This is a genomic window from Psychrobacter sp. CR212, assembly GCF_059693765.1.
Window position 1 is genome coordinate 372,546 of record NZ_JCATIF010000002.1, and the last position, 26,028, is coordinate 398,573.

Annotated in this window: 23 protein-coding genes and 1 tRNA gene; 20 read left to right on the top strand and 4 right to left on the bottom strand. The window is 42.6% G+C overall.

Features of this window, described 5'->3' with window-relative positions; all coding sequences use genetic code 11:
- Positions 1-157 precede the first annotated feature (157 nt).
- The 14 genes from AC58CZ_RS05895 to AC58CZ_RS05960 all read left to right on the top strand — a co-directional run bounded on the left by AC58CZ_RS05895 (position 158) and on the right by AC58CZ_RS05960 (position 16,570).
- A complete protein-coding gene (locus AC58CZ_RS05895) occupies positions 158-484 on the top strand; it encodes a hypothetical protein (RefSeq protein ID WP_071001784.1) in 327 nt (108 codons plus the stop codon).
- Between the two features lie 134 nt (positions 485-618).
- Positions 619-897 carry a hypothetical protein gene (locus AC58CZ_RS05900; RefSeq protein WP_071001783.1) on the top strand — a complete coding sequence of 93 codons (279 nt, stop codon included), beginning with the start codon at positions 619-621 and terminating at the stop codon, positions 895-897.
- 125 nt (positions 898-1,022) lie between these two features.
- Positions 1,023-1,592 (top strand): c-type cytochrome, encoded by a 570-nt coding sequence (locus AC58CZ_RS05905; RefSeq protein ID WP_199508202.1) that lies wholly within the window; start codon positions 1,023-1,025, stop codon positions 1,590-1,592.
- Positions 1,593-1,731: 139 nt separating this feature from the next.
- The gene (locus AC58CZ_RS05910) at positions 1,732-2,361 is read left to right on the top strand and encodes a DUF411 domain-containing protein (protein ID WP_071001781.1); all 630 of its coding nucleotides are present in this window, start codon (positions 1,732-1,734) and stop codon (positions 2,359-2,361) included.
- Between the two features lie 67 nt (positions 2,362-2,428).
- Positions 2,429-4,126, top strand: coding sequence for a copper resistance system multicopper oxidase (locus AC58CZ_RS05915; RefSeq protein WP_296237446.1), 1,698 nt, complete (start codon positions 2,429-2,431; stop codon positions 4,124-4,126).
- A gap of 22 nt (positions 4,127-4,148) precedes the next feature.
- Entirely contained in the window at positions 4,149-5,207 is a 1,059-nt protein-coding gene (locus AC58CZ_RS05920) for a copper resistance protein B (protein WP_497413141.1), read from the top strand.
- Between the two features lie 57 nt (positions 5,208-5,264).
- Entirely contained in the window at positions 5,265-5,729 is a 465-nt protein-coding gene (locus AC58CZ_RS05925) for a DUF305 domain-containing protein (RefSeq protein WP_226945083.1), read from the top strand.
- Between the two features lie 290 nt (positions 5,730-6,019).
- Entirely contained in the window at positions 6,020-8,656 is a 2,637-nt protein-coding gene (locus AC58CZ_RS05930) for a copper-transporting P-type ATPase (RefSeq protein WP_198334101.1), read from the top strand.
- Positions 8,657-8,740: 84 nt separating this feature from the next.
- On the top strand, positions 8,741-9,055 hold the full coding sequence (gene tatA / locus AC58CZ_RS05935) for a Sec-independent protein translocase subunit TatA (RefSeq protein WP_494223762.1): 315 nt from the start codon (positions 8,741-8,743) through the stop codon (positions 9,053-9,055).
- A 59-nt stretch (positions 9,056-9,114) separates the two neighbouring features.
- The gene (tatB, locus tag AC58CZ_RS05940) at positions 9,115-9,501 is read left to right on the top strand and encodes a Sec-independent protein translocase protein TatB (protein WP_494223761.1); all 387 of its coding nucleotides are present in this window, start codon (positions 9,115-9,117) and stop codon (positions 9,499-9,501) included.
- The gene (tatC, locus tag AC58CZ_RS05945) at positions 9,498-10,331 is read left to right on the top strand and encodes a twin-arginine translocase subunit TatC (protein WP_198336786.1); all 834 of its coding nucleotides are present in this window, start codon (positions 9,498-9,500) and stop codon (positions 10,329-10,331) included. Before tatB ends, tatC begins: the two co-directional genes overlap by 4 nt.
- Before the next feature lie 175 nt (positions 10,332-10,506).
- Positions 10,507-11,799, top strand: a complete 1,293-nt coding sequence (locus AC58CZ_RS05950) for an ATP-grasp domain-containing protein (protein ID WP_494223760.1) — start codon at positions 10,507-10,509, stop codon at positions 11,797-11,799.
- A 104-nt stretch (positions 11,800-11,903) separates the two neighbouring features.
- Positions 11,904-15,257 carry a DEAD/DEAH box helicase family protein gene (locus tag AC58CZ_RS05955; RefSeq protein WP_494223759.1) on the top strand — a complete coding sequence of 1,118 codons (3,354 nt, stop codon included), beginning with the start codon at positions 11,904-11,906 and terminating at the stop codon, positions 15,255-15,257.
- A 98-nt stretch (positions 15,258-15,355) separates the two neighbouring features.
- Positions 15,356-16,570: a competence protein CoiA gene (locus AC58CZ_RS05960; protein ID WP_201582950.1), complete on the top strand. Its 1,215-nt coding sequence runs from the start codon at positions 15,356-15,358 to the stop codon at positions 16,568-16,570.
- Between the two features lie 97 nt (positions 16,571-16,667).
- Here the strand turns inward: AC58CZ_RS05960 and AC58CZ_RS05965 are convergent, their stop codons facing one another.
- The 4 genes from AC58CZ_RS05965 to AC58CZ_RS05980 all read right to left on the bottom strand — a co-directional run bounded on the left by AC58CZ_RS05965 (position 16,668) and on the right by AC58CZ_RS05980 (position 19,520).
- Complete coding sequence (locus AC58CZ_RS05965; protein WP_201582951.1) at positions 16,668-16,982, bottom strand: hypothetical protein; 315 nt, start codon at positions 16,980-16,982, stop codon at positions 16,668-16,670.
- Positions 16,983-17,061: 79 nt separating this feature from the next.
- Positions 17,062-18,339: a site-specific integrase gene (locus AC58CZ_RS05970; protein ID WP_296237495.1), complete on the bottom strand. Its 1,278-nt coding sequence runs from the start codon at positions 18,337-18,339 to the stop codon at positions 17,062-17,064.
- Between the two features lie 182 nt (positions 18,340-18,521).
- A tRNA-Leu gene (locus AC58CZ_RS05975) sits at positions 18,522-18,608 on the bottom strand.
- 138 nt (positions 18,609-18,746) lie between these two features.
- Complete coding sequence (locus AC58CZ_RS05980) at positions 18,747-19,520, bottom strand: ferredoxin--NADP reductase (RefSeq protein WP_427647947.1); 774 nt, start codon at positions 19,518-19,520, stop codon at positions 18,747-18,749.
- Positions 19,521-19,947: 427 nt separating this feature from the next.
- Here AC58CZ_RS05980 and tsaA point away from each other — a divergent pair, with 427 nt between their 5' ends.
- The 6 genes from tsaA to gspI all read left to right on the top strand — a co-directional run bounded on the left by tsaA (position 19,948) and on the right by gspI (position 26,026).
- Positions 19,948-20,805 carry a tRNA (N6-threonylcarbamoyladenosine(37)-N6)-methyltransferase TrmO gene (tsaA, locus tag AC58CZ_RS05985; RefSeq protein ID WP_494223758.1) on the top strand — a complete coding sequence of 286 codons (858 nt, stop codon included), beginning with the start codon at positions 19,948-19,950 and terminating at the stop codon, positions 20,803-20,805.
- Between the two features lie 58 nt (positions 20,806-20,863).
- Positions 20,864-22,651: a type IV pilus assembly ATPase TfpB gene (gene tfpB / locus AC58CZ_RS05990; protein ID WP_494223757.1), complete on the top strand. Its 1,788-nt coding sequence runs from the start codon at positions 20,864-20,866 to the stop codon at positions 22,649-22,651.
- A gap of 174 nt (positions 22,652-22,825) precedes the next feature.
- Positions 22,826-23,614, top strand: coding sequence for a YchF/TatD family DNA exonuclease (locus AC58CZ_RS05995; protein ID WP_494223756.1), 789 nt, complete (start codon positions 22,826-22,828; stop codon positions 23,612-23,614).
- A gap of 234 nt (positions 23,615-23,848) precedes the next feature.
- Positions 23,849-24,532 (top strand): TetR/AcrR family transcriptional regulator, encoded by a 684-nt coding sequence (locus AC58CZ_RS06000; protein ID WP_201599651.1) that lies wholly within the window; start codon positions 23,849-23,851, stop codon positions 24,530-24,532.
- A 166-nt stretch (positions 24,533-24,698) separates the two neighbouring features.
- A complete protein-coding gene (locus AC58CZ_RS06005) occupies positions 24,699-25,523 on the top strand; it encodes a prepilin-type N-terminal cleavage/methylation domain-containing protein (RefSeq protein ID WP_494223755.1) in 825 nt (274 codons plus the stop codon).
- The gene (gene gspI, locus AC58CZ_RS06010) at positions 25,523-26,026 is read left to right on the top strand and encodes a type II secretion system minor pseudopilin GspI (protein WP_227517161.1); all 504 of its coding nucleotides are present in this window, start codon (positions 25,523-25,525) and stop codon (positions 26,024-26,026) included. Before AC58CZ_RS06005 ends, gspI begins: the two co-directional genes overlap by 1 nt.
- Positions 26,027-26,028: the final 2 nt, after the last annotated feature.

The window sequence follows — 26,028 nt, forward strand, 5'->3', positions numbered from 1 at the left end:
TGACAAAGATGTCATGCGCTCGTCATCAAATGGTCAGTCTTCGTTTGTTAATCTATACCTATAGTACATAGCGGCTCATTCTTGATACGAGTAGCTACTATGAATTATTACTACAGGTAATTAGTTTCAATATTTAATAATTTATTAAGGATGTTATATGAAAAGCTATCGTTCATTCAAAAAAGTGGTGCTGCTATCCGCTTCGATGCTTATCGGTATATCAGCAGCTAATGCGCATACTACCAATCTAAGCACTTCAATTATCGATAATTGCGATAACTTAACTACGTTTGCCAGAAATCTAGATCACAATAACGCGCAGATGTCTGATGCTCAAATGAAAAGCTATGTTGATGCACGAGTCGCTTGCGAAGTTCAGCATCAAAATCAACATCTGCAGTCTGAAAAGTATTTTATAAAAAAATATGGTAGCGATCGTGATAGAAATGCTGATGCCATACTAAATGAATACGTGCCGGATTAAAATATAAAAGTAGCAAGATGACAATATTGTCATCTCTCTGTCATCTCTCTGTCAGAATCAATAAGTTATGCTTTAGACTGAATTAATATCCTAAAGCTTTATGTACCCTCAACTAAATCAATTAAGGATTAACCATGTCACTCTTTAAATCAAAGTCTTTACCTAAAGCAATCGTAGCCACTGCCGTCGCTCTAGTCGTTTCAACCTCAGCTATGGCGCATGATCCAAAAATGCATGCGCAAAAAGATCAAATGAACTGTGAAAAAATGCAAAAGCATATGCAAATGATGCAAAAAATGGATCATAGCAAAATGGATATGAACGATCCTGCCATGAAAGCGATGATGGCTAACATGGGTAAAATGAAGCAAATGTATCAAAAGCACTGCGTAACAGATAAAAGTGACTCTTAAACATTGATTTTATAAATCCTTTATTACTGCTAGATAGTTTCATCAATCAGTAATAAGGGTTTGTAGGAAATATTTGTAGACGCTAAGAGTAGGGTATTAAAGAAAATGGATTATAGGATAAACCCATGAAGTTTTTACTAGGAGTACTTTTCACTGTCGTGGTCGCTATTGTTGGTGTCTTTACTGTGGTTATGAGTGGTGTCATTAATATTGGCGCTGATCAAGGACATAGTCCATTGGTTTATAATTTCTTGGAGACGGCTCGCACCCGTTCAATAGCCTACGCTAGCAAGGACATTATTGTTCCAGATTTAGAAAAAGTAGAGATGATTAGCTCAGGCGGTGCCGATTACAAAGATATGTGCGCAGGCTGCCATTTGTCTCCTGGGGTAGAGAGCACTGATTTTAGTGAGAGCCTATACCCTAAGCCACCTAATTTCACTAATGCGCAAGTAGTTGATCGTTATAAAACGGATGCAGGAGCTCAGCAAAGTTTTTGGGCGATTAAGCACGGTATTATGGCATCAGGCATGCCAGCATGGGGTGCTTCTCATGACGACGATAGAATGTGGGCAATGGTCGCTTTTATTAGATCACTACCTGAGTTAAATGAGAATCAGTATACCATGCTAACCACTAGACTGGATGATGACATGATGGATATGTCAGAAGGTGGAGCTGGAATGCAGCATTAATTCTTCCATATTCCTTTATAAAAGCGCAGTGCTAAATAGTGCTGCCTTTTGGGATTTAAACTTTGCCTATACTACACTTAGTTATAGGGTATAAATCTTTAGAAGGTTCAACAGATAAGCAGACGCTTAGGAGTAAGTTATGAGACGCTATATAAATATAATGGGCAATGGACATAAAAAGGTATCAGCTTCTGCTCTTTTACTAGTAGCAACGTCAACAGTAATGGCTTGTAGTCAGCCCGATACTAGTGTTTCAAATTCTACTCAAACTGAGCCAGCGTTTGCCACCAAAAGTGCTCAAATAGAGCAACCACAACCGCAAATGATGTCTGTCAGTGCTAATTCAGGTACTGGGTCGACAATTCTACAAAACGTCTCGGCTACAGTTTACAAAGATGCTAATTGTGGCTGCTGCAAAGAATGGGTAGGCTATGCCGAAGGTCATGGTCTAAGCGCAACTGCGCAAGACGTTACAGATTTATCTTTATTTAAAGAGCGTTACGGTGTCCCGCAGCAAATGCGCTCTTGTCATACCACCGTCACTACTAATGGTTATGTTTTTGAAGGTCACGTTCCTGCCAAATACATGGCACAGTTTCTAGCGAATCCGCCAACTGATTCCATCGGTCTTGCGGTACCGAGTATGCCAGTTGGTAGTCCGGGCATGGAATATCAAGATAAATTTATGCCCTATAAAGTCATGCAATTGAACAAGGATGGCAGCACTCAAGTGTATGCGGCTATTGAGTCGCCAGCGCAGCAGATGTAGTTCTATTAATAAGTTATCAGATATATAAGTTCAACTCTCATTTCATGGATTAACTTAGGTCAATATTATGAATAAAAACAGATTTAACCGCAGGCGTTTTTTGACAGGGTCATCCACCTTGCTCGGCGCGTCGATGCTATCCACACTACCGACGATGGCTAATAGTGCTTTAACTAAAAGCCAAAATGTTGTAGTCAATAGTGATAGAGCCGATCACATTGTACCTATACTAACGGGTAATGAATTTGATCTTTATGTCAGTGAGAAGATGATAACGGTCAACGGCAAGTCAAGCATGGCAACGCTGATAAATGACTCACTGCCGGCACCAACGCTTAAGATGCAAGAAGGCGATACGGTCACCATTCGAGTCCATAATCAGCTGAATGAGTCGACCTCTATTCACTGGCATGGCCTCTTAGTGCCGTTTGAGATGGATGGCGTACCGGGTATCAGCTTTGATGGTATTCCTGCGGGTAGCACCTTCACGTACAAATTTAAACTGACACAGTCAGGCACTTATTGGTATCACTCGCATACTGGCTTCCAAGAGCAGACCGGTATGCGGGGGGCTATTGTGATTGAACCTAAAGGGCGCGAACGCTACCCTATCGAGGAAGATCACGTTATCCTGCTTAGTGATTGGACGCATCGCGATCCGCATAATCTGCTAAAACTGCTTAAGCAGCGTGCTGACTTTGATAATTACCATTTGCCAGATTTTAAAAAACTGTTATCTGATATTGCAGCAACGGATTTAGAAGCCGCTTATGATAAGCGTAAAATGTGGAACCAGATGCGCATGATGCCGACTGATTTTACTGATTTATCTGGTGAGACCACGTTTACTTATCTTATGAATGGTAAAACGACAGCGGCTAACTGGTCGCAATTGGTCAAAGCCGGTCAGCCGGTCAAACTACGCTTTATCAATGGCTCCGCGCAGACCATATTTGATGTGCGCATTCCAGGGCTCAAAATAAAAGTGGTCGGCACCGATGGTAATGATGTCGCGCCCGTTGATGTCGATGATTTTCGCATCGGTGTGGCTGAGACTTATGACGTCATCGTCACCCCAACCCGTGACGCGCATACCATATTTGCCCAAAACATAGATCGGTCAGGCTATGTTGCGACAACGCTTGCTACCAAAAAAGGCGCTCGTGCGGCAACGCCTGCTATGGACAAAATCGAATGGCTGACGATGGCCGACATGATGGGCGCCATGGGATCGAATGGCTATAACGCTAAACATGCCAAAACAGAATATGACTTTAAGTCCGATATGCGCGTCGATAGTCCACGGATGAATCTCGATGATCCGGGTATTAATTTGCGTAACATTGATAGAAAGGTTTTGAATTATAGTCAGTTGCGCTCTGTCGGCGATGAGATAATGGCAGAGCAGCGCAAACCTACCAGAGAGATTGAAATACATCTGACAGGTAATATGGAGCGCTATATCTGGGCGTTAGACGGTATTATGTTTAAGGACGCACCGCCTGTTAATATCAAACCGGGCGAGCGTGTGCGTATTACCTTAGTCAATGACACTATGATGAACCACCCTATGCATCTGCATGGTATGTGGAGCGATTTGCGCGCGCCTGATGGCGATTTTCAAGTTCGCAAACATACGATAATGGTGCAGCCAGCGCAAAAGATTAGTTTCGATGTCACAGGTGAGGCGGGGCGCTGGGCTTGGCATTGCCATCTGCTGTATCACATGGAAGCGGGCATGTTTCGAGAAGTTGCCGTCATTTAACCCTTTAAATATGAGCCTTATTATGAAAATGTATAAAGTAGGTCTACCGTTTATTGGCATATCATCTTTGCTGTTATTACTGTCACCTGTAGCAAATGCCGCTGACATGCCCGATATGGATCACGGCAACATGGATATGTCGAATATGGACATGTCGAACATGGATCACAGTGGCATGGATATGTCAGATATGGACATGTCGAATATGGATCATAGTGGCATGGATATGTCGAATATGGACATGTCGAACATGGATCACAGTGGCATGGATATGTCAGATATGGACATGTCGAATATGGATCATAGTGGCATGGACATGTCAGGTATGGATCATAGCAGTATGAATATGGATATGTCTGGAATGCAAGGCGGCGAACCACCTCCTAATGCTCGTAGTCCCGACTACTCAAATGGTGTTGACTATGGACAGTATGGTAAACCGGTAATGATGGGTAGCTTACCGTTATGGGGTGTGTCAGTAGAAACTTTGGGCTATCAGTTTGAGAATGACCAAATCGATTTTGAAGCTGAAGGCTGGTACGGTACTGATAGTAATCGTGTCACTCTACGCAGTGAAGGTAGTGCTCAAACTAACGATGATAAAGAGATCGATAGTCTAAGCTCACTCGCTTATTGGAAGCCGCTCGGTATCTTCTGGAATGGAGAAGCGGGTATTGCTTATAATACTGAAAACGATAAGTCCGCAATCATGGCAGGCATTGCTGGTACGGCGCCGTACTTCGTTGAGACTGACGCAAGAGCTTATCTATATACTGATGGTCAAGTCCAGCTTGATCTTGGGGCAGCGTACGAGTGGCGCTTAGATCAGCGTTGGGTGGTCAGACCAGAGCTGGAGCTGACTGCCTTTAGTAAAGATGATACCGATAACGGTATTACTAAAGGATTTAATGAGTTTGAAGCTGAAGTTAGGCTGGCTTATGAGACATTCAGTCGTCAGCTAGCGCCTTATGTTGGTTTCAGCTACGAGAGCGCCTTGGGTGATGCGCGAGACTTACGTCGTCAAGAGGACGAAGACGTTGATTCTAATAGTCTGACTGCTGGTGTGATGTTTTGGTTCTAAGATTGTACATTGTGAGTTGATAAAGGAATTAATAACATATTTTTATAGGGGGATAATATGAATAACAACAAAAATCAGATGAATCCATATGTGAAATTTACCCTAATGATTTTAACATCCACAGTGGTGATGTTTATCATGATGTATTTCAATACGTATCAGTGGGATCACATCTACTTTAGTGAAACCCGCGCCTATATGGCTCTATACATGGGTGCTGTAATGGCCATAATTATGCTCGCCTTTATGACTAATATGTATAAAAAGACCAAAATAAACTTGATGGTTTATGGGGTTAGCGTAGTTTTATTTGCCTTTGGTCTTTGGGGTGTACGCTCGCAACAAACGGTCGACCAAGTTGACTGGATGCAAGCGATGATTCCGCATCACTCTATTGCTATCTTAACTAGTGAGCGTGCTGATATTGAAGACCCACGTGTACGTCAATTGGCTGATGAAATTATCGAAGCCCAAAGACGTGAAATCGGTGAAATGCAGCAGCTGATTGATGACTTGGAGTAAGTACTAAAAAGTAAGGAGTAATTCTTGTGATGCATGGCATGATGAATGGATCAATGATGCAGGGTATGGGTTAGGGCATGATGATTATCTGCGTCGTCATCGCGCTATTGTTTCTCGCTCTATTAGTATTAGCTGTTATGGCTCTTTTTAAGTATTTGCGTAAACCAAATTAAGTTTTGATAGTTGCTTAAATCCTATACTTAGTTGTCAATAATTAATCTGTTAACACTAACATAATAATAATCATTAAATATTAAAGTTAGAAGTTAAAAGTAAGGGAGTAATAGACGATGTCAAAATCTGTAAAAGATGGTCAGTACGACAAAGTACCCAAAAATTATCAAGGTACAGTCTATATCTGCCCCATGCATCCTGAGGTTCGTGATGTTGAAGCTAGTGATTGTCCGATATGCGGCATGTTTCTTAAACATGAAGACGAAGTAGCTAACTCAAGCGATGATAAAGACAACCATACACAGGGTCACAGCGCCAATTCAACTAATAACAGCAACGCCGAAGCAAAAGTCATCGAGGGCAGCAATTACAATAAAGTGCCAGCAGATTATGATGGTACGATTTACATTTGTCCTATGCACTCCGAGGTTAGAGATACTGAAAAAAGCGACTGTCCAATATGCGGTATGTTTCTTAAACCTGAAAATGAGGTCGCTGGTTTAAGAGATGATCAAGCAAGCAACAATGAAGACATTCATGCGCATTGTCATGGAAATCATACTAAAAGCGGCGAAGTAAAATCAGTCAAAGGCGGCAAATACGATAAAGTACCCGCTAATTATGATGGTACGGTCTATACCTGTCCTATGCATCCTGAAGTCAGAGACGTTGAGAATAGTGGCTGTCCGATTTGCGGTATGGGGTTAGAGCCCGAAACGATTACTGTCGGTGAAGAGGATACCTCAGAGCTCGATGATATGATACGTCGGTTCTGGATCTGTACGGTTTTGACTATCCCACTATTCTTGTATGCCATGAGCGATATGGTTGGGATTAATCTGCACACTATCGGTGAGTATGATATCTCATCACAAGTAGCGCAGTGGATACAACTGGCGCTCGCAACTCCTGTTGTCGTTTGGGGCGCAGCGCCATTCTTCGTGCGCGGTTGGCAGTCGATAAAAAGCCGCAACCTTAATATGTTCACTTTAATTGCCATAGGTGTTGGCGCCGCTTATGGATTTAGTATTGTGGCAACTTTCTTTCCTGATATTTTCCCCAATAGCTTTAGAGACTCGGCGGGTCAAGTTGGGGTTTATTATGAAGCTGCCGCAGTTATCACTACTTTAGTGCTGTTAGGCCAAGTGTTGGAGTTAAAAGCCAGAAGTCAAACTTCAGGCGCGATTCGAGCGTTACTTGAGCTGGCTCCGCCAACCGCGAGGCGAGTGGATAAAAACGGCGCTGAGGTAGAAGTTCCTTTAGAAGAAGTGGTCAGTGGCGATAAACTGCGCGTCAAACCCGGCGAAAAACTACCCGTAGATGGCACCGTCATCGAGGGTAGTAGTAATGTTGATGAGTCGATGGTCACGGGTGAGCCGCTTGCTGTTGCTAAAGTGACTGGCGATCCGGTTACTGGTGGTACTGTTAATGGTACGGGCACTTTATTAATCGAAGCGGTCAATGTCGGCGACGATACCGTATTATCCAAAATCGTACAAATGGTCGCTGAAGCTCAGCGTAGCCGTGCGCCAATACAAAAAATAGTCGACCAAGTAGCGGGTTGGTTTGTGCCGATTGTACTTATCTGTTCAGTTATAACCTTTATCGTTTGGGCAATTTTTGGACCCACTCCCGCGATGGCGTTCGCGATAGTTAACGCTATCGCGGTACTCATTATAGCTTGCCCTTGTGCGCTTGGATTGGCGACGCCCATGTCCATTATGGTTGGCACTGGCAAAGGCGCGCAAAATGGCGTCCTTATCAAAAATGCTGAAGCGCTTGAGAGTATGGAAAAAGTCGATACTATCGTCGTTGATAAAACAGGAACGCTGACGGCTGGTAAGCCTGAGCTGACCGCGATCGACGCGCTGGCAGGGCAGGATAAAGATGAGTTTTTGGCCTTAGTAGCCGCAGTAGAGACTGCTAGCGAACACCCTTTAGCAGAAGCTATCGTTAGAGCGGCTGAGGACAAAGCACTTATTATTCCCAAAGCTACTGACTTTAATTCAACAACGGGTGAAGGCGTACAAGCTACAGTTAATGGCAAACAAGTCGCTATTGGTAACTCAAAACTAATGCAAAGCTTAAACAGTTTCGATAGTGAATTATTAAGCAAAGCTGATATTCGTCGAAAAGATGGCGAAACGGTGATGTTTGTCGCTATAGACGGTAGGGCTGCTGGGATAATATCAGTTGCTGATCCCATCAAACCCAGCACTGCCGATGCCATAAAACTGCTACATGACGCGGGTCTAAAAGTTGTCATGCTAACGGGTGATAATGAAAAAACTGCACAAGCAGTCGCTAATAAATTAGGCATTGATGAAGTCCATGCCGATGTGTCACCAGAAGATAAAAACCGTATTGTCAAAGAGATGCAAGATAGCGGTAAATTGGTCGCTATGGCAGGCGATGGCATCAATGACGCACCAGCGCTAGCACAGGCTAATGTCGGTATCGCTATGGGTACTGGGACCGATGTGGCGATGGAAAGCGCCAGCATTACTTTGGTTAAAGGCGATCTGATGGGCATTGCCAAAGCCTATAAGCTCAGCCATTCAACCATGCGTAATATTAGACAGAATTTGTTCTTTGCCTTTATCTATAACGCTATTGGCGTACCGATAGCTGCAGGTGTGCTTTATCCTGCCTTTGGTTTACTACTAAGCCCGATGATAGCAGCAGCGGCGATGAGCTTATCGTCAGTATCGGTGATTGGTAATGCGCTTAGATTACGTCGGCTAGATTTGTAATGTAAATGTTATAAATTGACCACTAAAGCTAAAGCACAACGACGAGTATAGAGCATTTTAAAAACTAGGAATAAGGATAATATTATGGGTAGCTTTTCTATTACGCATTGGCTGATTTTATTAGTAGTCGTAGTAGTGGTGTTTGGTACTGCCAAGCTTAAAAATGCGGGTAAAGATTTAGGCGGTGCGGTAAAGGGCTTTAAAGAAGCGGTCAAAGATGAAGAAACTGAACATGCCTGCAAGAATCGAGCACTTAGCCATGAAGCCACTACTTCAACTGTAAATAATGATTTGAATACTAACAGCTTAAGTACTAATAGCCTAAATACTAGGGGCAGCACTCAGGCTGATGATTTAGAAGTTAGGCCTGTTATCGCTGATGATAACAACAAAGTGTAGAGCTTGAGGTATTTCGCTAACCGTATTTAATAATCTACTAACTAATATATTTGCCCATTATGTTTGATATTGGATTTTCCGAATTACTGTTATTTGGAGTCATCGCTTTAATTGTCTTGGGCCCAGAAAAACTACCACAAGCTGCACGTACCGCTGGGCAATGGTATGCCAAATTGCGTCGCACGATTTCAACCTTACAGTCTGATATAGAGTCTGAGCTTGATTTGGCTGAGACACGAAAACAGATGCAAAATGAGCTGGCAAAGATTCGTCAGACTGAGACAGACATGCGGCGTGAGTTAGCCGAGATGCGCGGTAGTATGGATAAGTTTGAAAACTCGCAAAACCAAAGCTTAGATACTTCCTATCAGTCAAACACTCCTCAGCAGCAAAATCATCAGCCAGATACTTCCTCTTCTTCAGCTATAGAGAAGGGGGATAAATGAGCTTATTTAAGCGCCAAAAAAGTCGCCAAAGAAAGTTAGCAAATACAGATGCTAAGGCGTCAGATGCTACCCATAATGTTGAGACTGATAATGTGCTGAATGCGCTTAGCGACATGCCTATTACTGAGCATTTGATTGAATTACGCAAGCATCTCATCAAAATATGCGTAGCCGTTTTGATCGTCTTCTTAGCATTGGTAGGGTTTTCGCGTGAGCTCTACAATCTTTTATCAGACCCTCTGGTTGCGCAGCTGCCTGCGAATTCGACTATGATTGCTACTGATATTACCTCGAACTTTATGGCACCTATTCGCTTGACGATTTTCGTTGCTGCCTTTGTAGTGATGCCGTATATTCTGTATCAAATTTGGTCATTTATAGCGCCTGGATTATATAAAAAAGAGAAAAAAATCACTATTCCAGTGCTGATATCTTCGATATTCCTATTTTATTCTGGTGTCGCTTTTGCCTACTTTGTGGTACTCAAAGGCGTATTGAAGTTCTTTATTTTATTCGCTCCGCAAAACGTTATACCTATGACCGATATCGACAGTTATTTAAGCTTTGCGCTAAAGTTATTTATGGTATTTGGACTCACTTTTGAGATTCCAGTGGTTACTTTATTATTGATAATGGTCGGTATCATATCCACTCAGAGTCTAGAGAGTAAGCGCCGATATATCATCGTCGGTTGTTTTGCTGTGTCAGCGGTAGTCACACCGCCCGATGGGGTGTCAATGCTATTGCTCGCGATTCCAATGTGGCTACTGTTCGAGTTAGGTTTGTTTTTAGCGAAAGTACTCATTAAAGAAGAGCGTAAAACCGTATAACCTTGCAAAGTAGCTAATTTATAAACTAGATATATTGCAAATTAAGTATCTTGCAAAATGACTATTTCGTAAAGTAACTATAAAAATAACCTTATCTTAAACATTTAAGACACTTTTTTTATTTTGGCTGTCCCCTAAACCCTATCAGTACATTCAACTTAGTAATGAGATTTAAATGGAATCCCTAATTAATAATAAAAACAAAACGAATGATAATCTGGCAAATCAGCTTAATCAAGAGTGCTATTGCCGTACTTTAGATCGTAAAGCGCTTAATAACAGCCTGCAAGATCAATTAGTAAACACAAGAGATAATCCACTAGGAGCCAATGAGCTTAATAAGCTGTTTTCAGCGACACCGGTGTTTGTCCCTAAGACAGAGATAGAAGAAATGGTGCGAATCATCGCAGCTATTGAGTCGACTGCTAGACTACCGTCATATCAACAGCAAGTACTGTCGTGGGCACCCAATATCGCGGCTTTCGATCCGGGGCCAATAGGGGCCTTTATGGGTTATGACTTTCACTTAGGGAGCGATGACCCCAAGCTTATTGAGATCAATACCAATGCTGGAGGCGCATTTTTAAACGTAGCACTTGCCCGCGCACAAAAACACTGCTGTCGCCCCTCAGAGCAAAGTGTTGCTACTACTAAAATGCTTGATGGGTTTGAAGAAGCGGTCGCTAATATGTTCATACAAGAATGGCAGCGACAATCGGCAACTAGCATGCCCAATCGCATTGCTATTGTGGATAATGAGCCCAAAAGCCAGTTCATGTATTTGGAGTTTCAGCTGGCCTGCCAACTACTTCAAGCTAAAGGCATTGATACCGTTATACTCGATCCGTCTGAGCTTAACTATGCTGATGGTGTACTGACAGCTCATAGCAAGCCCATTGATATGATCTATAATCGGTTAGTCGATTTCGCCTTTGAAAACCCCAACCACGCCGTGCTTAAAAGTGCCTATTTAGAGGGTGCGGTAGTAGTAACCCCCAATCCGCATGCCCATGCTATATTCGCTAATAAGCGCAACCTGACTTTACTATCCGATACGCAAACTTTGCAGTCGTGGGGACTAGGTGATGATGATGCAGAATATCTAAAAAAGTCAGTACCAACTACCAGAATGGTTACAAAAGAGGATGCAGCAGAATTATGGCGTACTCGGAGACAATTGTTTTTTAAGCCAGTAGCTGGTTATGGTAGTAAGGGCGTTTACCGTGGCAGCAAGATTACCCGCCGCGTATTCGAGACTATTTTAGATGAAAGCTATATTGCGCAGACCTTTATCCCTGCTACAGAGCGATCAATAAAGATTGATGATGTGGTGACGACTAGAAAGGTAGATATACGTCTTTATACCTATGCAGGACAGCTGCTACTAACTGCTGGGCGTATCTATCAAGGCCAAGCGACTAACTTTCGCACACCAGGGGGTGGCTTTGCGCCTGTTTTTCAAGTCTGAACATAGCATGAACATGTAGCTTTGGCTTCTTAAGTAACGTTTACTAGTTTAATTATTCTGCATACCAACTTATCAATAAAACATCATGCTGAATTGGAAAGATGATGACCCAAACCAACACTGCTACTAATGCGCATAACATCACTTACGAATCTGTCTTTCAAGCAGATATAATTAGTCAAATGCAAGCGCAGGGTTGGAAGCTTGGTCGCTCAGCTCATTATCAACGTGAGACCGCGCTGTATGAGCAAGACGCGCTCGACTTCGTCCATAGTACCCAGCCTGAGCAGTGGGATAAATTTTGTAAGGTTTATCCTATCAATAGTGAACGTCATTTCATTAGCGCCTTAGTCAAGCAGCTGGGTAAAGCTGATGTCAATGCTACCGATGGCGCTTCGCGTACTTATGGCACCTTAGGCGTCTTGCGTCATGGGCTGAAGATTCGTAATGCTCGCTTTAGCCTTTGCCAGTTCAAGCCTGATCACAATCTTAATCCAGATATTACGGCACGCTACAAGCGTAACATCTGCCGTCTGGTACCCGAGCTGGTTTATAGTCCACATATCAAAGTTGATGCTGATGCCAATAGCGACTCGCCAGACCTAAAAACAGACCCCAAAGTTGCCAAACGCAATCGCATCGATATGGTGCTCTTTATTAACGGTTTACCCGTAGTGACCATGGAGCTCAAGTCCGAGTTTAAGCAATCCGTAGATAGCGCCATTAGTCAGTATAAACGTACCCGCCTGCCAAAAGACACTGACACGGGCAAGCCTGAGCCGCTACTTAGCTTTAAGCGTGGGGCTTTAGTACACTTTGCCGTTAGCCAATATGAAGTCTATATGACCACACGGCTGGCAGGCGAGAATAGCTATTTCTTACCGTTTAATAAAGGCACTAGTGAGGGCGGCGCTGGTAATGATGTGCCAGACGATAGCAGTCGTTATGCCACCGACTACCTATGGAATGAGGTGCTGACCCCTGAGCACTTATTAGCTATTCTGGGTCGCTTCGTGCATTTGCAAATTGAAACAGTAGAGGACTGGGAAGGGCGTAAGTCCAAAAAAGAAACGCTCATATTTCCGCGTTATCATCAGTGGGAAGTCGTCACAAAATTAGTCAATGCGGCTATCAATGAAGGGGCAGGGCAAAGCTCTGAGCAACGCTACCTTATTCAGCATAGTGCAGGCTCTGGTAAGTCCAATTCTATCGCTTGGACCGCCCATCAGCTCTCAACCCTGCATAATAGTGATGGCGCAAAGCACTTTCATTCGGTCATCGTTATCACCGATCGTACAGTGCTCGATGACCAGCTACAAGATACTATCTATCAGTTTGAACATGCCGATGGTGTAGTCGGTCGAATCAATAATAAAGAGGGCGACGGCTCCAAGTCAGAAAAGCTAGCGGCAGCACTAGAGAACTCGCAGCCGATCATAATTGTCACCATTCAGACCTTTCCCTACGTATTAAGAGCAATTGAGAACTCAGCCGTACTAAAAGAGCGGCGCTACGCTATTATCGCTGATGAAGCCCATTCCTCGCAGACAGGTGCTACTGCGCGTAAGCTCAAAGAAGTGTTGGCCTCTGGTACAGTGAATGAAAGTGCTACTATTAGCTCGGATGGCGTTATTGCAGATAATATTGAAATTCATGACCAGCCTTTATCGAGCGAAGATATGCTCGATAGTGTCATCGCTGCCCGTCGTAGTAGCCCTAATCTGAGCTATTACGCGTTTACCGCTACCCCAAAACCTAAGACTATAGAGCTGTTTGGGCGTCTGCCTAATCCTGAGCTGCCGCCATCTAAGCAAAATATTCCAGAGTCCTATCATGTCTACTCGATGCGTCAAGCGATAGAAGAAGGCTTTATCTTAGACGTATTGAAGAACTACACCAATTATAAAGTGGTCTATCAGTTGACCCAAAAGCTTGCCGCTGAAGACAAAGAAGTTGATACTCGCCGCGCGACTATTAAGCTTAATAACTGGGTACGCTTGCATGATCATAACATCGCGCAAAAGGTCAAAGTCATCATTGAGCATTTTAATGAAAACATCAAAGGATTGCTCGGCGGGCAGGCCAAAGCGATGGTGGTGACCGGCTCGCGTAAAGAGGCAGTACGCTACAAGCTCGCCTTTGATCGTTATATCAGTGAGCAAGGCTATCAGCGTATCAATGCCATGGTAGCCTTTTCAGGTGAAGTGAGCTTTCATGCTAATGATCCCGATAGCAGTGCTTTGCTTGAGCAAAAATTTACCGAGCAGACTATGAACCCCAATCTAAAAAGTCGAGACATGCGCAAAGCCTTTGATAGCGATGACTATCAAGTGATGCTAGTGGCTAACAAATTTCAGACAGGATTTGATCAGCCCAAACTTTGCGCTATGTATGTCGACAAAAAGTTAGGCGGCGTAGACTGCGTACAGACGCTCTCACGTTTAAACCGTACCTATGCGGGCAAGTCGGAGAGTGGTACCTTTGTGCTCGACTTCTTTAATGATCCAGAAGATATATTAGAGGCATTTCAGCCGTATTATAAAAATGCCACACTAGATGAAGTATCCGATCCTGATACTGTTTTCGAGCTATATGACAAGCTAGTAGCCAGCAAAATATTTCATTGGGCTGAGGTTGAGCAGTTGGTCATTGCCTTTTATGCTTCGAGTAAGTCTAACGCGGCTATTAGCAATATTTGCAAGCCTGCCGTTGAGCGTTGGCAAAAGCGCTATCAAGAAGCCCGCACGCAAGCCGCGCAAGCTAAGATACTGCTTGATCTTAGCAAGGCTACAGCAGATGCTGTGCTAATTGCCAATGCCGAAACCGATTATAAAGGCTATAAGACAGAGCAAGACGCGCTTGAGATCTTTAAAAAGGATCTGGCTACTTTTACCCGTCAGTACGAATTTATGTCGCAGATTGTCGATTATGATAATAAGGATCTGGAGAAGCTAAGTCTCTATGCTCGCCATCTGCAACCTATGCTACGTGAGAGACTCGATGACGATGAAGAGGTGGATCTTAGTAATATCGTTATGAGCCACTACCGCTTGTCTAAGCTACGTCAGCAAGACCTCAAACTGCAAGAAGATAGTGTCAATCCACTGAAGCCTGGGAGCGGTGGTACTGGTAAGGCTAAAGACAAACAAGAGGACTGGCTATCGAAAATAGTCGCTAGGTTAAATGAGCTATTCGATACTGAAAATTTGACCGATAGCGATTTAATTAATTACTCGCAAACCATCTGGGATAAAGTCAATGAAAATCAAATTGTAATGAAGCAGATCGCTAATAACACTGCCGATAAAGCGATGCTTGGCGATTTTCCAAACGCTACATTAGACGCCATCTTTGATAGCCAAGACGCTTATCAAGATATTACCAAACAATTACTATCAGACCCTAAGCGCTTGAGTCAATTCACGCGGTTTTTACTGGATACGAAGGTAAAGGCTTAGGAGAAGGTGAACCCTAATTATGCGCGATCATCTTATAAAGCATGAATATATATAAGAATGTATTGCTAGATCAAAAGTCAAAATAACTAAGGGTCAATATGGCTTTTATTTGTATAAAGAATGATGAAAAAATCTATAGTTTTATGTATAGCCTAAAAGACTGGATAGCGTTAAAAGAAGATAAAACGTCCAGTTTCAATATGGCTTGCTGTGGCAATCGAGCAATACTAAAGACAAGTAAGCTAGGTACGCAGTTCTTCGCCCATAAGACAAAACCTAAAGACTCTAACTGCTCGACTGGTGGTGAAACTGCCGAACACATGCATATCAAATATCTTGTTATGAAAGAATTAGATAGAAATGGTTGGAATGTAGCAGTCGAAAAAAGAGGGGTTACCCCTAGTGGTGAGGAATGGATAGCAGATATCTACGCAGAAAAAGGTAAAGCTAAGATTGCCATTGAAGTGCAATGGAGCCCTCAAACTTTTATAGAAACAAAATGCAGACAAGAAAAATATGCTCAATCAGATGTAAGGTGTGCGTGGTTGCTTAGAAGTGGCTCAATTAAAGATACCAACGCAATTACAGGCGATTATGCTTATAGTACGAAAGATATACCTGTATTCTCTATTTATAGAAATAAGACGCAGGACAATCAAGCTTATATGATTTATAACGTGAATAAGCTAGACAGCAACAGTAGTCGGTACAACCACCGTTCATTTAAGCCTATTACGCTACCATTAGAGAATTTTATACAAAGATTGGTGTCACAAGGCCTAGTTTTTATACCTTATGAGCGATTCACCTCTACAAAGTTTAGATTTAAATCCAACGGTATCACTGAGATGACTTTAGGGGTGAGTAAAGACTCTTGCGCTAAATGTGGTTACTCCAATCCGATAATTTCTGAGGTGAGATATAAAGAAGACTATAAAGTACGTTCTAAGAAAATAAAAAATTGTAGCGATAAAGAGCTTAGAATTATTAATACACATTTTTCTAAGAATTATGTTTTTTCACCCATAAAAAAGGTGCGTAGTGAAATACTTAACAAAGTTTTTATAGTCAACACTTGTGTTGAATGTGGTTTTGTCATAGATAGAGATGGTCAATATAGTACCTATTTAAAAAAATTTTTCACTAAGCCGCTTTTTATAAAGCATTTAGGTCTTAATACAGAAAAATTCTATACTTCGAATACAACTCTTAATACGGAATGTGTTTACCTTGTAAACAACAGTTTCAAAATCAAATATAACGAGAGTTTTGAGTTTGGTAAATGGGTTACTAGAGATAGTGAACCAGTTTAATCAGAATAATTGGCATATATGATTGTTTATAAAAAATCATATAATGTAATTTACTACTGTAGATTTTGCAATAATTACTATATAAGTTTGAAAGCAATCAAACGTAATCCTTTTGCCATACTGCGTTTTTGCAAACCATACAACACCAACTATCTTGAGCACGCATATATAGGATATCTGCTGGCATCTCTACCGGGCAAGCACTTGCACAGTACTCACAGAGCACATCATCTAAACAAGCGTAACATTGAGCAATCGTCTCAAACAATAGATTTGAGCTGATTCTATATTTCTGACATATCATTTGTACATGTTCAAGATAATCCTCCTTATGATCATATGCCCAATAATCAACACAGATTTTTTGATCTCTACTATTCTGTGTCATACCAAATTCAAGTTTGATACCCATAGTATGTCTCCTAATCAAAATGTCATTACATGTTCTATCGATTAGTTAGTTGTACAGAACTTTAAAAAATTATATGAAGTTATGTCTGTAAGAGACTCTTAATCACCTCATCTTGAGTCATTCCTATATGCTTGCAATAAAAAGCTTCAATCTCATCTAAAGCTTCACGTAATTGTCGCTGTGATACCTGTATGTAATGTAGTGTCACATCATCACTAGATTTAGCCTCACGATGATTGAGCAGTCTCTTTAACACTGGATAGGTTACATTAAGACTATTAGCGACAGTGCCAAATGTACGACGCAAATCGTGAGGCGTAATGTGCAAGCCAGCTTTGTTTGATATTGAATGATAACTACCGCTCAAATCTTTAACGTGGTCGCTATTTCTTTTCAAATCACTCGGAAATACCCAACGCTCTCCATTGCTCAATCTATAGCGTTCACTAAGTATGGCTTGAAGTATTTTTCCAGTAGGCATATGGTAATCAGAACCATTTTTAGTGGCTTTAAAAACGATACGAGCAGCGTCAAGATCTACATCTTCCCATCTTAGTGTCTGCGCTTCATTTAAGCGAACTCCAGCAAACATAAAAAGCAGTAAAAGATCACGAGCATTATTGCTATAAGATGCTTGTTTGAAAGAACTACCGTCACGGTGTTCAATCAAAGTTCTAAAATATACTCCTAAATACTCTTCTTCAACATGACGAGTACGAGGTTTAATTTTGTTCCAATCATTTTTGGCATTCAGTATTCGAATGGGTTGATCCTTTATTATGTACTCCTCATCGTCATCTAAGAAGCTATCTTGACAATAATTCCATACTGATCGAAGAGCTCGCATAGTAGCATTCGCTTGAGCTGGACTAGATTTGCTGATTTCCTTATGTTTTTCACTTATCATAGTTTTAGTTATATCGTTTAACGATATATCAAGCCAGTCATCGAGTCGACCAAGTATTTGCTGATCATAAGTTTCAATAGTACGGCTGGCAAGATTTGGCTTCATAGATTTAAAGTAGGTATATGCTTCATTAAGTGTCGGTATATCAGAATCTTGAATGTCTTTTAACTTTGGAGTAGCGTGATAACCATCGTAAACATCAAGTCCCTTTTTTATGTTGACCATCATCGTGCTCGCTTTTTCACGAGCTTCAGTCAAAGTGATTAGATGTGTTTCTTCAACTTCGTCACGATAGAGCTTACCATTGATGCGTTTATGAAGCGTGTATCTCTTAGATTGCTTACCCACACGAAGTGCAAAACCCGTTAATACTTCATCCATGTAGATGTCTGTACCATTTGAAGCATATGCAACTGAATCGATAAACTTCTTACTAAGCTTAACTTTCATAATTCATCCGTCACGCCGCAGTTATTATATTAATAGCACTATAATACGTGAACATGCAGATGTATTAAAGTATCAAGATAGTATCAAAATTTTATTTTACGCTGTTATTACTCGACCAATTTATAAATAATTCACGCAATAAAAAACCCTCACAATCTATAGACTGTAAGGGTTTCGTATAGTGGTACCAGTGGTCGGACTCGAACCGACACGCTTTTAAAGGCAACGGATTTTGAATCCGTCATGTCTACCAATTCCATCACACTGGCATGTTAGAAGATAATGTCTATTAAATAAATATTATCGAATTGGGCTACAGGGTTAACTCTGTATAGGCTGCGTATTATAGCAGCCTATTTTTGATCGTCAAGACTTATTTAAAATAATTTTCGATCAATTCAACATTTTTATCCTACAAAGGCACGTTCAACTGCGTAATCTGCTTGCACACCCATGCGCGGTGAAACGGTTAGGCCAAAGTCATCCAAAATGGCTGACACTTCGGCGTTGAATGGCATGCTGCCACATAACATGACGCGGTCGTCGTCTTTATTCATCGGTGGTAAACCGATGTCTTCGAATAATTTACCTGATTTCATCAAGTCTGTGACTCGGCCTTGGTTTCTAAACTCTTCACGAGTGACAGTCGGGTAGTAGATGAACTTTTCGCGGAACCATTCACCAAAGATTTCATCATTCGGCAGCTCATTTTCGAACATATCGCGATAAGCCAAATCATCAACGTGGCGGACACCATGAACCAAAATAACTTTGTCAAAACGCTCATATACTTCAGGATCACGTGCCAATGCCAAGAAAGGGGCAAGTCCGGTACCTGTTGAGAGCATGTATAAATGTTTGCCAGGTAATAAATCATCTAATACCAACGTACCTGTTGGCTTTTTGCTGACCAATAGCTCATCGCCAACTTTGATGTGCTGCAAACGTGATGTTAAAGGGCCGTCTTGAACTTTGATGGAGAAAAACTCTAACTGGTCTTCGTAGTTAGGACTAGCAATCGAATAGGCACGCAACAGTGGCCTACCATCGACAACAAGACCAATCATCGCAAATTCGCCATTACGAAAGCGTAGGCCATCGTCACGAGTGGTTTTGATACTAAATAGAGAGTCATTCCAATGATGAACCTCTGTGACCGTTTCGGTGCGAAGTTTTGACATAAAGTCCTCGTTAATTAATAAGTGGTTATCGCTGTCGTTAGGCTTAAATACGTATTAAATCAAAATTTTCAATGATAGATTAAAAAATATAAAAACCTATCAGTATTCTAATAGTTATCGAAAAAGCTGAATGTTAAAACGTACCTACCGTAAAATTCAATAATAAGGTTTATCTATCAGCCGATAGGGCTGTAGACTATTTTTTGTGCATGTTAAATCATCAGTATTGATAAGAGGAGTTACAAATAAGCCAAATGTAAAAGACTCTCATCAAAAAATTTCTTGCACATGATATCAAACTTTAAAGTAAAAATCCGTCTAGCTGCTACCCACCAGCATGATAAAATGGAATATCGTTAGTGAGTAATTTTGTATCATTTGGCCAAATTGTCTAAAAAGAACCGTTTTTTATTACTGGAGCTGCTCTATGTCTGATGACAATATGTCTTTAGATAACTCTCACCACGTCCCAATCATTGGCTACCATCGTGCGCCGCTTTCACAAAAATTTGGGGCGCCGCGTCAGCCAAATTTGGTCTCATTGACCAGCGTGATTGAAATGCTAGCGCCCTACGATACACCGGCGGCGTTTGAGGGTTTAGAAGACTTTAGCCATATATGGGTCAGCTGGCAGTTTCATCATAATTATCGAGATAAAGACAATAATCAAGCCAATAGTAGCTTTCGGGCGCAAGTGCGGCCACCAAGATTGGGCGGTAATCAAAAGATTGGCGTATTTGCCAGTCGCAGTATGTATCGTCCATCAGAGCTAGGACTGTCCGTTGTCAAACTTGAGCGTATTGAGATAGTACAAGGCCGTGTGCTACTTATCATCAAGGGTGCTGATATGATAGATGGCACGCCAATTATCGATATAAAGCCGTACGTAGCTTATAGCGACGTGCTTCTGGATGCAAAAAGTGGATTTGCGCCAATTGCTCCAGTATTGTTAGATGTGGTGATGACAGAGGCGGCTTACGAACAATTTATGCTGCTAGCAAGCGTAGGAGAGCCTGCTGAAATCAGTAATAATGATGCAAGCCATAGCTCTATAAAGAGTGTACCGAAAAGTGCTACAGTTGCTTCGATGGTCGAGCACATACAAAGTCAATTGCTAATCTCTGATATCGATGCTATCAAAGCGCTAATTGCGCAAGATCCAAGGCCTGCATACCGCCGCAGAGAGAAAGAAACCTCATTTATCATGCGCTATAAGTCTGTTGATGTGAGCTTTTGGCTGATAGACTCAGGACAGTTGCAAATAACAGCGGTAGTGGCAATATAAGTGATATGAATCGATAGCATGTTTGTCAACGTACCCCAAACAATAAAAGAAGAAAAATATGGCTGCTCAGAATTATTCGATAGTGATTGATTTACGCTGGTGCCTAGATGAGTTATTGGCAGATAAAGTCATCGATCAACGTGGCTATAATTTGGTAATCACCAGCCGCCGAAACAAAGCGCAGCATCCATTGCTGACGATTAGTGAGTTTGGCTTGCCAAATGGCCATGCCCTCGATAGTAACTCTGATAATAAGTTGACGCTGGCATGGCTAAATCAGTGGCTAGCGGCCAAAGCAGACATGCCACTCGTTCGTATTGATCCATTAAAAGTTGACGTCCCGGCAGTGACGCAGCTGATGTCTTTTGAATATGCTCGCTCACAGTATATTTTGCCCATTGAGGTCACTTTAGATGAAGTGGTCATCGGGACAGATCAGCCTTTTTATACCGATTGGCACTCAAATATCGAAAAGCTAATCAAGTCAAAAAGCTATCGCACGGTCTATATCAATCCTGAGCAAATCAATCGCTACCGCCAAGAGTTCTATCAAGTCACGCAAGCAATAGCAGGGGCAAATAGTGTTCACAAACGTGCTGCGGCTGATGTTACTAATGTCGAAGCATTGCTGCAATTAGGCGATAATACCAACCCTGATGCCAATGACCAGCATATCGTCAGAGTCGTTGATTGGCTCTTACAATATGCTTTTGAGCAGCGTGCCAGTGATATCCATTTGGAGCCGCGCCGTGAGACGGGAAAAGTGCGTTTTCGTATTGATGGCGTGCTGCATACTGTGTACGAGATGCCACTCGCGATTATCGTGGCAGTGACGGCACGTATTAAAATCTTAGGGCGTCTGAACGTTGCAGAAAAACGTAAGCCGCAAGATGGTCGACTAAAAACGCGTACGCCAAAGGGGTTAGAGACTGAGCTGCGTCTATCGACTATGCCCACCGCTTTTGGAGAAAAGCTGGTCATGCGGGTTTTTGACCCTGAAGTGCTCGTGCGCTCGTTCGCGCAGCTTGGTCTGTCGGGTAAGCAGCTTGAGACGTGGCATGAGCTGACCGCAAATCCCAACGGTATTATTTTGGTCACTGGACCGACGGGATCAGGTAAAACGACGACTCTTTATAGCACGCTCAAGCAGCTTGCCACTGAGCAGGTGAATGTCTGTACGATTGAAGATCCTATCGAAATGATTGAGCCTGCATTCAACCAAATGCAGGTGAGTCCAGGAATTGATTTGTACTTTGCGGATGGTATTCGCTCCCTGATGCGTCAGGATCCTGACATCATTATGGTTGGGGAGATTCGGGATGCAGAAACCGCTAACATGGCAGTACAAGCCTCACTGACGGGGCACTTGGTACTCTCGACCTTGCATACCAATGACGCACCAAGTTCTATTACACGCTTGCACGATCTGGGTATTCAGCCTTTTTTAACCTCAGCGACTATATTAGGGGTCATGGCACAGCGCTTGCTACGAACGCTATGTCCGCACTGCAAAAAAGCAGTAGAGGTGACGCCGGACAGCGAAATAGCCATTCAGTGGCAAGAGTTGGTACAACCTTGGCGCGCGCCAGTACCCACACAGATTTATACCGCGCAAGGCTGCGAGCACTGTCGACATACTGGCTATCAAGGACGAGTCGGACTCTATGAGATTATGCCTTTATCCAATGAGTTAAAAAAATTGGTCGCTGCCGATGCCAATTTAGACGTACTTAAGCAACAGGCATACCGCGAAGGGGTGCAGCCTCTACGTCTATCAGGTGCAAAACGCATTAGTGAAGGGGTGACAACGATAGAAGAGGTGATGCGTGTGGTGCCGCTACATTAGTATGAGGCATTTACAAACCAGATTATCAACAATAGCCACACCTAAATATTGCTGTGTTTGACTATAGCGATATTTTCTCGACTTGAAAATATAAGTCTTTAGAGCAATCAACACACTAACGAATGTTAAATTCCAATAACTTTTACTGATACTGTTCCAATAACGAGATTATTTATGTTTACAGATACACATTGCCACCTCAACCGCTTAGATCTAACCAAATATGATGGCCAGTTGTCCGGCGCGATTGACGCCATGAAAACGGCTAATGTCACTCGCGCGATGGCGATCATGTGTGATTTTGCTGAATATGATGAGATTGCTGATATTGTCAGCACTTATAATGATGAGACTTTAAACCTAGGTATGAGCGTCGGTATTCATCCTTGTGAAGACATTGGTATATTACAATCAGCGACAGTCGAGCGTCTGATAGAAACGGCCAAAGCGGATCATGTGTGGGCAATTGGAGAGACAGGACTCGATTATTACTGGTCAACAGAAAACAAAAAAGCGCAGCAAGCCAGCCTTGCGCGTCATATTCATGCCAGTCAGCAACTAAAAAAGCCACTCGTCATCCATATGCGTGATGCCAAAGAAGACACGATTGATATTCTAAAAAGTGAAGGTGCGGAGCATGGCATCATTCATTGTTTTACTGAAGATTGGGAGACAGCGAAGCGCGCGCTAGATCTAGGATTTTATATCTCATTCTCAGGTATCGTGAGTTTTAAGAGTGCACAAGACATCAAGGATGCTGCTCAAAAAATGCCGAGAGACAGAATGCTCATCGAGACAGACAGTCCATACTTGGCGCCAGTCCCCAAACGCGGTAGACCAAACGAGCCTGCATATGTTCCCTACGTGGCAAACTGTATCGCAGACATGTATGGATGTAGTAGCGAGGAAGTCGGTGCACTGACGGCAAAAAACTTTGAAAATTTACTGGCACAGTATCATTAAAATGGTTATGCTATGACCACTCAGTCATTTATTTGATAGTCTTGTGGTTCAATCCCCTTAGGTATGTATCACACTAAATATAGCCACCTGATTATCAATGACTATTTAGCAAACATAAGCATATTTCCTTTTGTGGTCCTCGAGCAGTCTTGGTACAATCTCATACTTTCATTGCCGATGTACTGCCGTAAATGATGGTTGTATGCTTAATCTTGTCATGTTTTAGGAGAGATTATGAGTCGTCAGCATCAGTTTAAGGCACGAGAAGAAAATATCTTAGCGATGGCAGAGCAATTGCTACTTGAGTCAGGCGATGGTGATATTACTTTGGACAGTTTGGCAGATCAGCTCGACTTGGCTAAAGGCACGCTATATAAGCATTTTTCTAGCAAAGATGAGCTTTATCTGCGTATTATTATCCGCTACGAAGAGCAGCTATTTGATATCAACCGTATTGATGACTGCCCATCGGCAGGCGTTGCCCGCATGATTTTTCAACAGCTATTTAATCCGCAAAAAGCCATGCTATTGAATCAAATCGAAGAGCGTCTGGCAGCATCGGTCACTGGTCTGAATCGCTTATTTGGCGAGTTGTATGATATTCGTCGCCAGCGTATGAAGCGCTTGATTGATATTATCAGTGCTTATCTGAAAGACGAGCATAGTAGTCTGAGTACTCGCGATTATTTATCTTCTATTTGGGCGATGGGTCAAGGCGGTGCGGGTCTACTAAACTCAAGCTTTTATCAGCGTTATTTGGGTCGACGTGATACCTTGCGCTACGCCTTTGTTCAGCAAATGCTAGAATTGCCCAGTCACTATCCTGCTGAAGAAGATGAAGTCATGGATGAAGATATGCAAGAATTAGTAGAGCAGATCGATACTGAATCAGAAGAGCATCGCAATACCAATTATTAGAATGTCGACTGATTTTCGATATCATTGATTATTTAGTGTTACGTGTTGTCATACCTGATATGGCAGCACGTCAAAATCTATCTTTCAATGTATCTTTCTTAGCGTTCATAAAAATGAACGTTATCACCCTATATACAAAACTGAATTACAGGCTTATAGGTGCAATATGCCGGTCACTGTCAAGACTCAGTCCAGCTCAGCGGCCAATTGCCCTTTAGCCATCGTCGGTCAAACGCCTTGTTCAAACCGCTTTGGTATTTTAGCTACATCGTCTGATTGTAGTTGTCTCTCTCTATCAAGTAATGCATGTCCCTCACAACATACCTCATCGATAAGCAGTCATAAGCAAAGTGGTTTTACGCTGGTTGAAATCGTGGTAGTGGTGGTGATTCTATCTATATTTGCCGGCATGATGAGTCTGTCTGTCGGCAGTAGTGACTCTCGCAAAAACCGCGCCTTTTATGAACACTTCACTGATTCACTGAGCTACGTCCGTTTGCTATCAGTTGAGCGTATGCAGCCGATGGGCTTACGTTTGCAGGCAGATAAGCAGGGACAGGTAGTGCCTGTAATCGTTACCTTATCGAATCCTTATATTGCCTATCAAACGGCTGATATTTCAGTAGGTAACAGGGACAGCCAGCCAAAGAACGCAATGGAGCTGTCTGCTGATTTGAGCAGTCTGTCAGACTCTACTGGAGAGACTCAGCCAACACCGAGCTGGGAGGTTGAATCAGAGGTTAGCTTGCCTGAGCTGCCCGCTGGCGTGAGTATCAGAGTGCAGAGCTTGGATGCTAGTAATTCAACGAGTACAGGACAGACGCAAACGCTACAGCCTTGGTTTAGTGATCAAAGCGTGCCGCAGGTACTATGGTTTGGTACGGGTCAAGCGACGCCTGTCACCATCGAAGTAATTCACGATTCGCGTCTGGTGGGTGAGGTGATTACGATAATGCCCGATGGTAGTATGATGATAGGGCAGGGATTATAGTGAATAAGTTGTCCAAATATTCTGCGACGAAGGCTCAGCCTACGTCTCTCAAATCTATATCACTTAAGTCTGGGCGCGAGAGTGGTTTTACCTTGATTGAGGTAATGGTTGCCTTAGCCATTCTGGCAGTAGTGGCCGTCGCGGCGAGCCGTGCTAGCAGTGCGTATTTGAAATCGGTTGATATATTGCGCACCCGCACGCTTGCTCATTTTGTCGCACAAAATGCCGCTGCTGATTTGCGTATTCAAGACACATGGTTGACTGCCAACCGTACCCAAACGATTAATGCTCAAGGGCGTGACTGGCAAATAGTCATGACTGTCGGTGATGCCATCACACCTGCACTAAAACAAGTAAATATCGCAGTGGCGCCTATCATAGACGGACAGGCAGGCACGTCGGTCACTGATATTAGTGTCATGCTAAGCAATGCCGACCAAGATACGGGCAGTTTAGATTTAAGTAGTGAAAGTAGTATCGGACAAGCAGGGGGTGGCTTGTGAGT

Coding starts and splice junctions, on each gene's coding strand:
- AC58CZ_RS05895 (WP_071001784.1), top strand. CDS start 158: ATGAAAAGCTATCGTTCATTCAAAAAAGTGGTGCTGCTATCCGCTTCG.
- AC58CZ_RS05900 (WP_071001783.1), top strand. CDS start 619: ATGTCACTCTTTAAATCAAAGTCTTTACCTAAAGCAATCGTAGCCACT.
- AC58CZ_RS05905 (WP_199508202.1), top strand. CDS start 1,023: ATGAAGTTTTTACTAGGAGTACTTTTCACTGTCGTGGTCGCTATTGTT.
- AC58CZ_RS05910 (WP_071001781.1), top strand. CDS start 1,732: ATGAGACGCTATATAAATATAATGGGCAATGGACATAAAAAGGTATCA.
- AC58CZ_RS05915 (WP_296237446.1), top strand. CDS start 2,429: ATGAATAAAAACAGATTTAACCGCAGGCGTTTTTTGACAGGGTCATCC.
- AC58CZ_RS05920 (WP_497413141.1), top strand. CDS start 4,149: ATGAAAATGTATAAAGTAGGTCTACCGTTTATTGGCATATCATCTTTG.
- AC58CZ_RS05925 (WP_226945083.1), top strand. CDS start 5,265: ATGAATAACAACAAAAATCAGATGAATCCATATGTGAAATTTACCCTA.
- AC58CZ_RS05930 (WP_198334101.1), top strand. CDS start 6,020: ATGTCAAAATCTGTAAAAGATGGTCAGTACGACAAAGTACCCAAAAAT.
- tatA (WP_494223762.1), top strand. CDS start 8,741: ATGGGTAGCTTTTCTATTACGCATTGGCTGATTTTATTAGTAGTCGTA.
- tatB (WP_494223761.1), top strand. CDS start 9,115: ATGTTTGATATTGGATTTTCCGAATTACTGTTATTTGGAGTCATCGCT.
- tatC (WP_198336786.1), top strand. CDS start 9,498: ATGAGCTTATTTAAGCGCCAAAAAAGTCGCCAAAGAAAGTTAGCAAAT.
- AC58CZ_RS05950 (WP_494223760.1), top strand. CDS start 10,507: ATGGAATCCCTAATTAATAATAAAAACAAAACGAATGATAATCTGGCA.
- AC58CZ_RS05955 (WP_494223759.1), top strand. CDS start 11,904: ATGACCCAAACCAACACTGCTACTAATGCGCATAACATCACTTACGAA.
- AC58CZ_RS05960 (WP_201582950.1), top strand. CDS start 15,356: ATGGCTTTTATTTGTATAAAGAATGATGAAAAAATCTATAGTTTTATG.
- AC58CZ_RS05965 (WP_201582951.1), bottom strand. CDS start 16,982: ATGGGTATCAAACTTGAATTTGGTATGACACAGAATAGTAGAGATCAA.
- AC58CZ_RS05970 (WP_296237495.1), bottom strand. CDS start 18,339: ATGAAAGTTAAGCTTAGTAAGAAGTTTATCGATTCAGTTGCATATGCT.
- AC58CZ_RS05980 (WP_427647947.1), bottom strand. CDS start 19,520: ATGTCAAAACTTCGCACCGAAACGGTCACAGAGGTTCATCATTGGAAT.
- tsaA (WP_494223758.1), top strand. CDS start 19,948: ATGTCTGATGACAATATGTCTTTAGATAACTCTCACCACGTCCCAATC.
- tfpB (WP_494223757.1), top strand. CDS start 20,864: ATGGCTGCTCAGAATTATTCGATAGTGATTGATTTACGCTGGTGCCTA.
- AC58CZ_RS05995 (WP_494223756.1), top strand. CDS start 22,826: ATGTTTACAGATACACATTGCCACCTCAACCGCTTAGATCTAACCAAA.
- AC58CZ_RS06000 (WP_201599651.1), top strand. CDS start 23,849: ATGAGTCGTCAGCATCAGTTTAAGGCACGAGAAGAAAATATCTTAGCG.
- AC58CZ_RS06005 (WP_494223755.1), top strand. CDS start 24,699: ATGCCGGTCACTGTCAAGACTCAGTCCAGCTCAGCGGCCAATTGCCCT.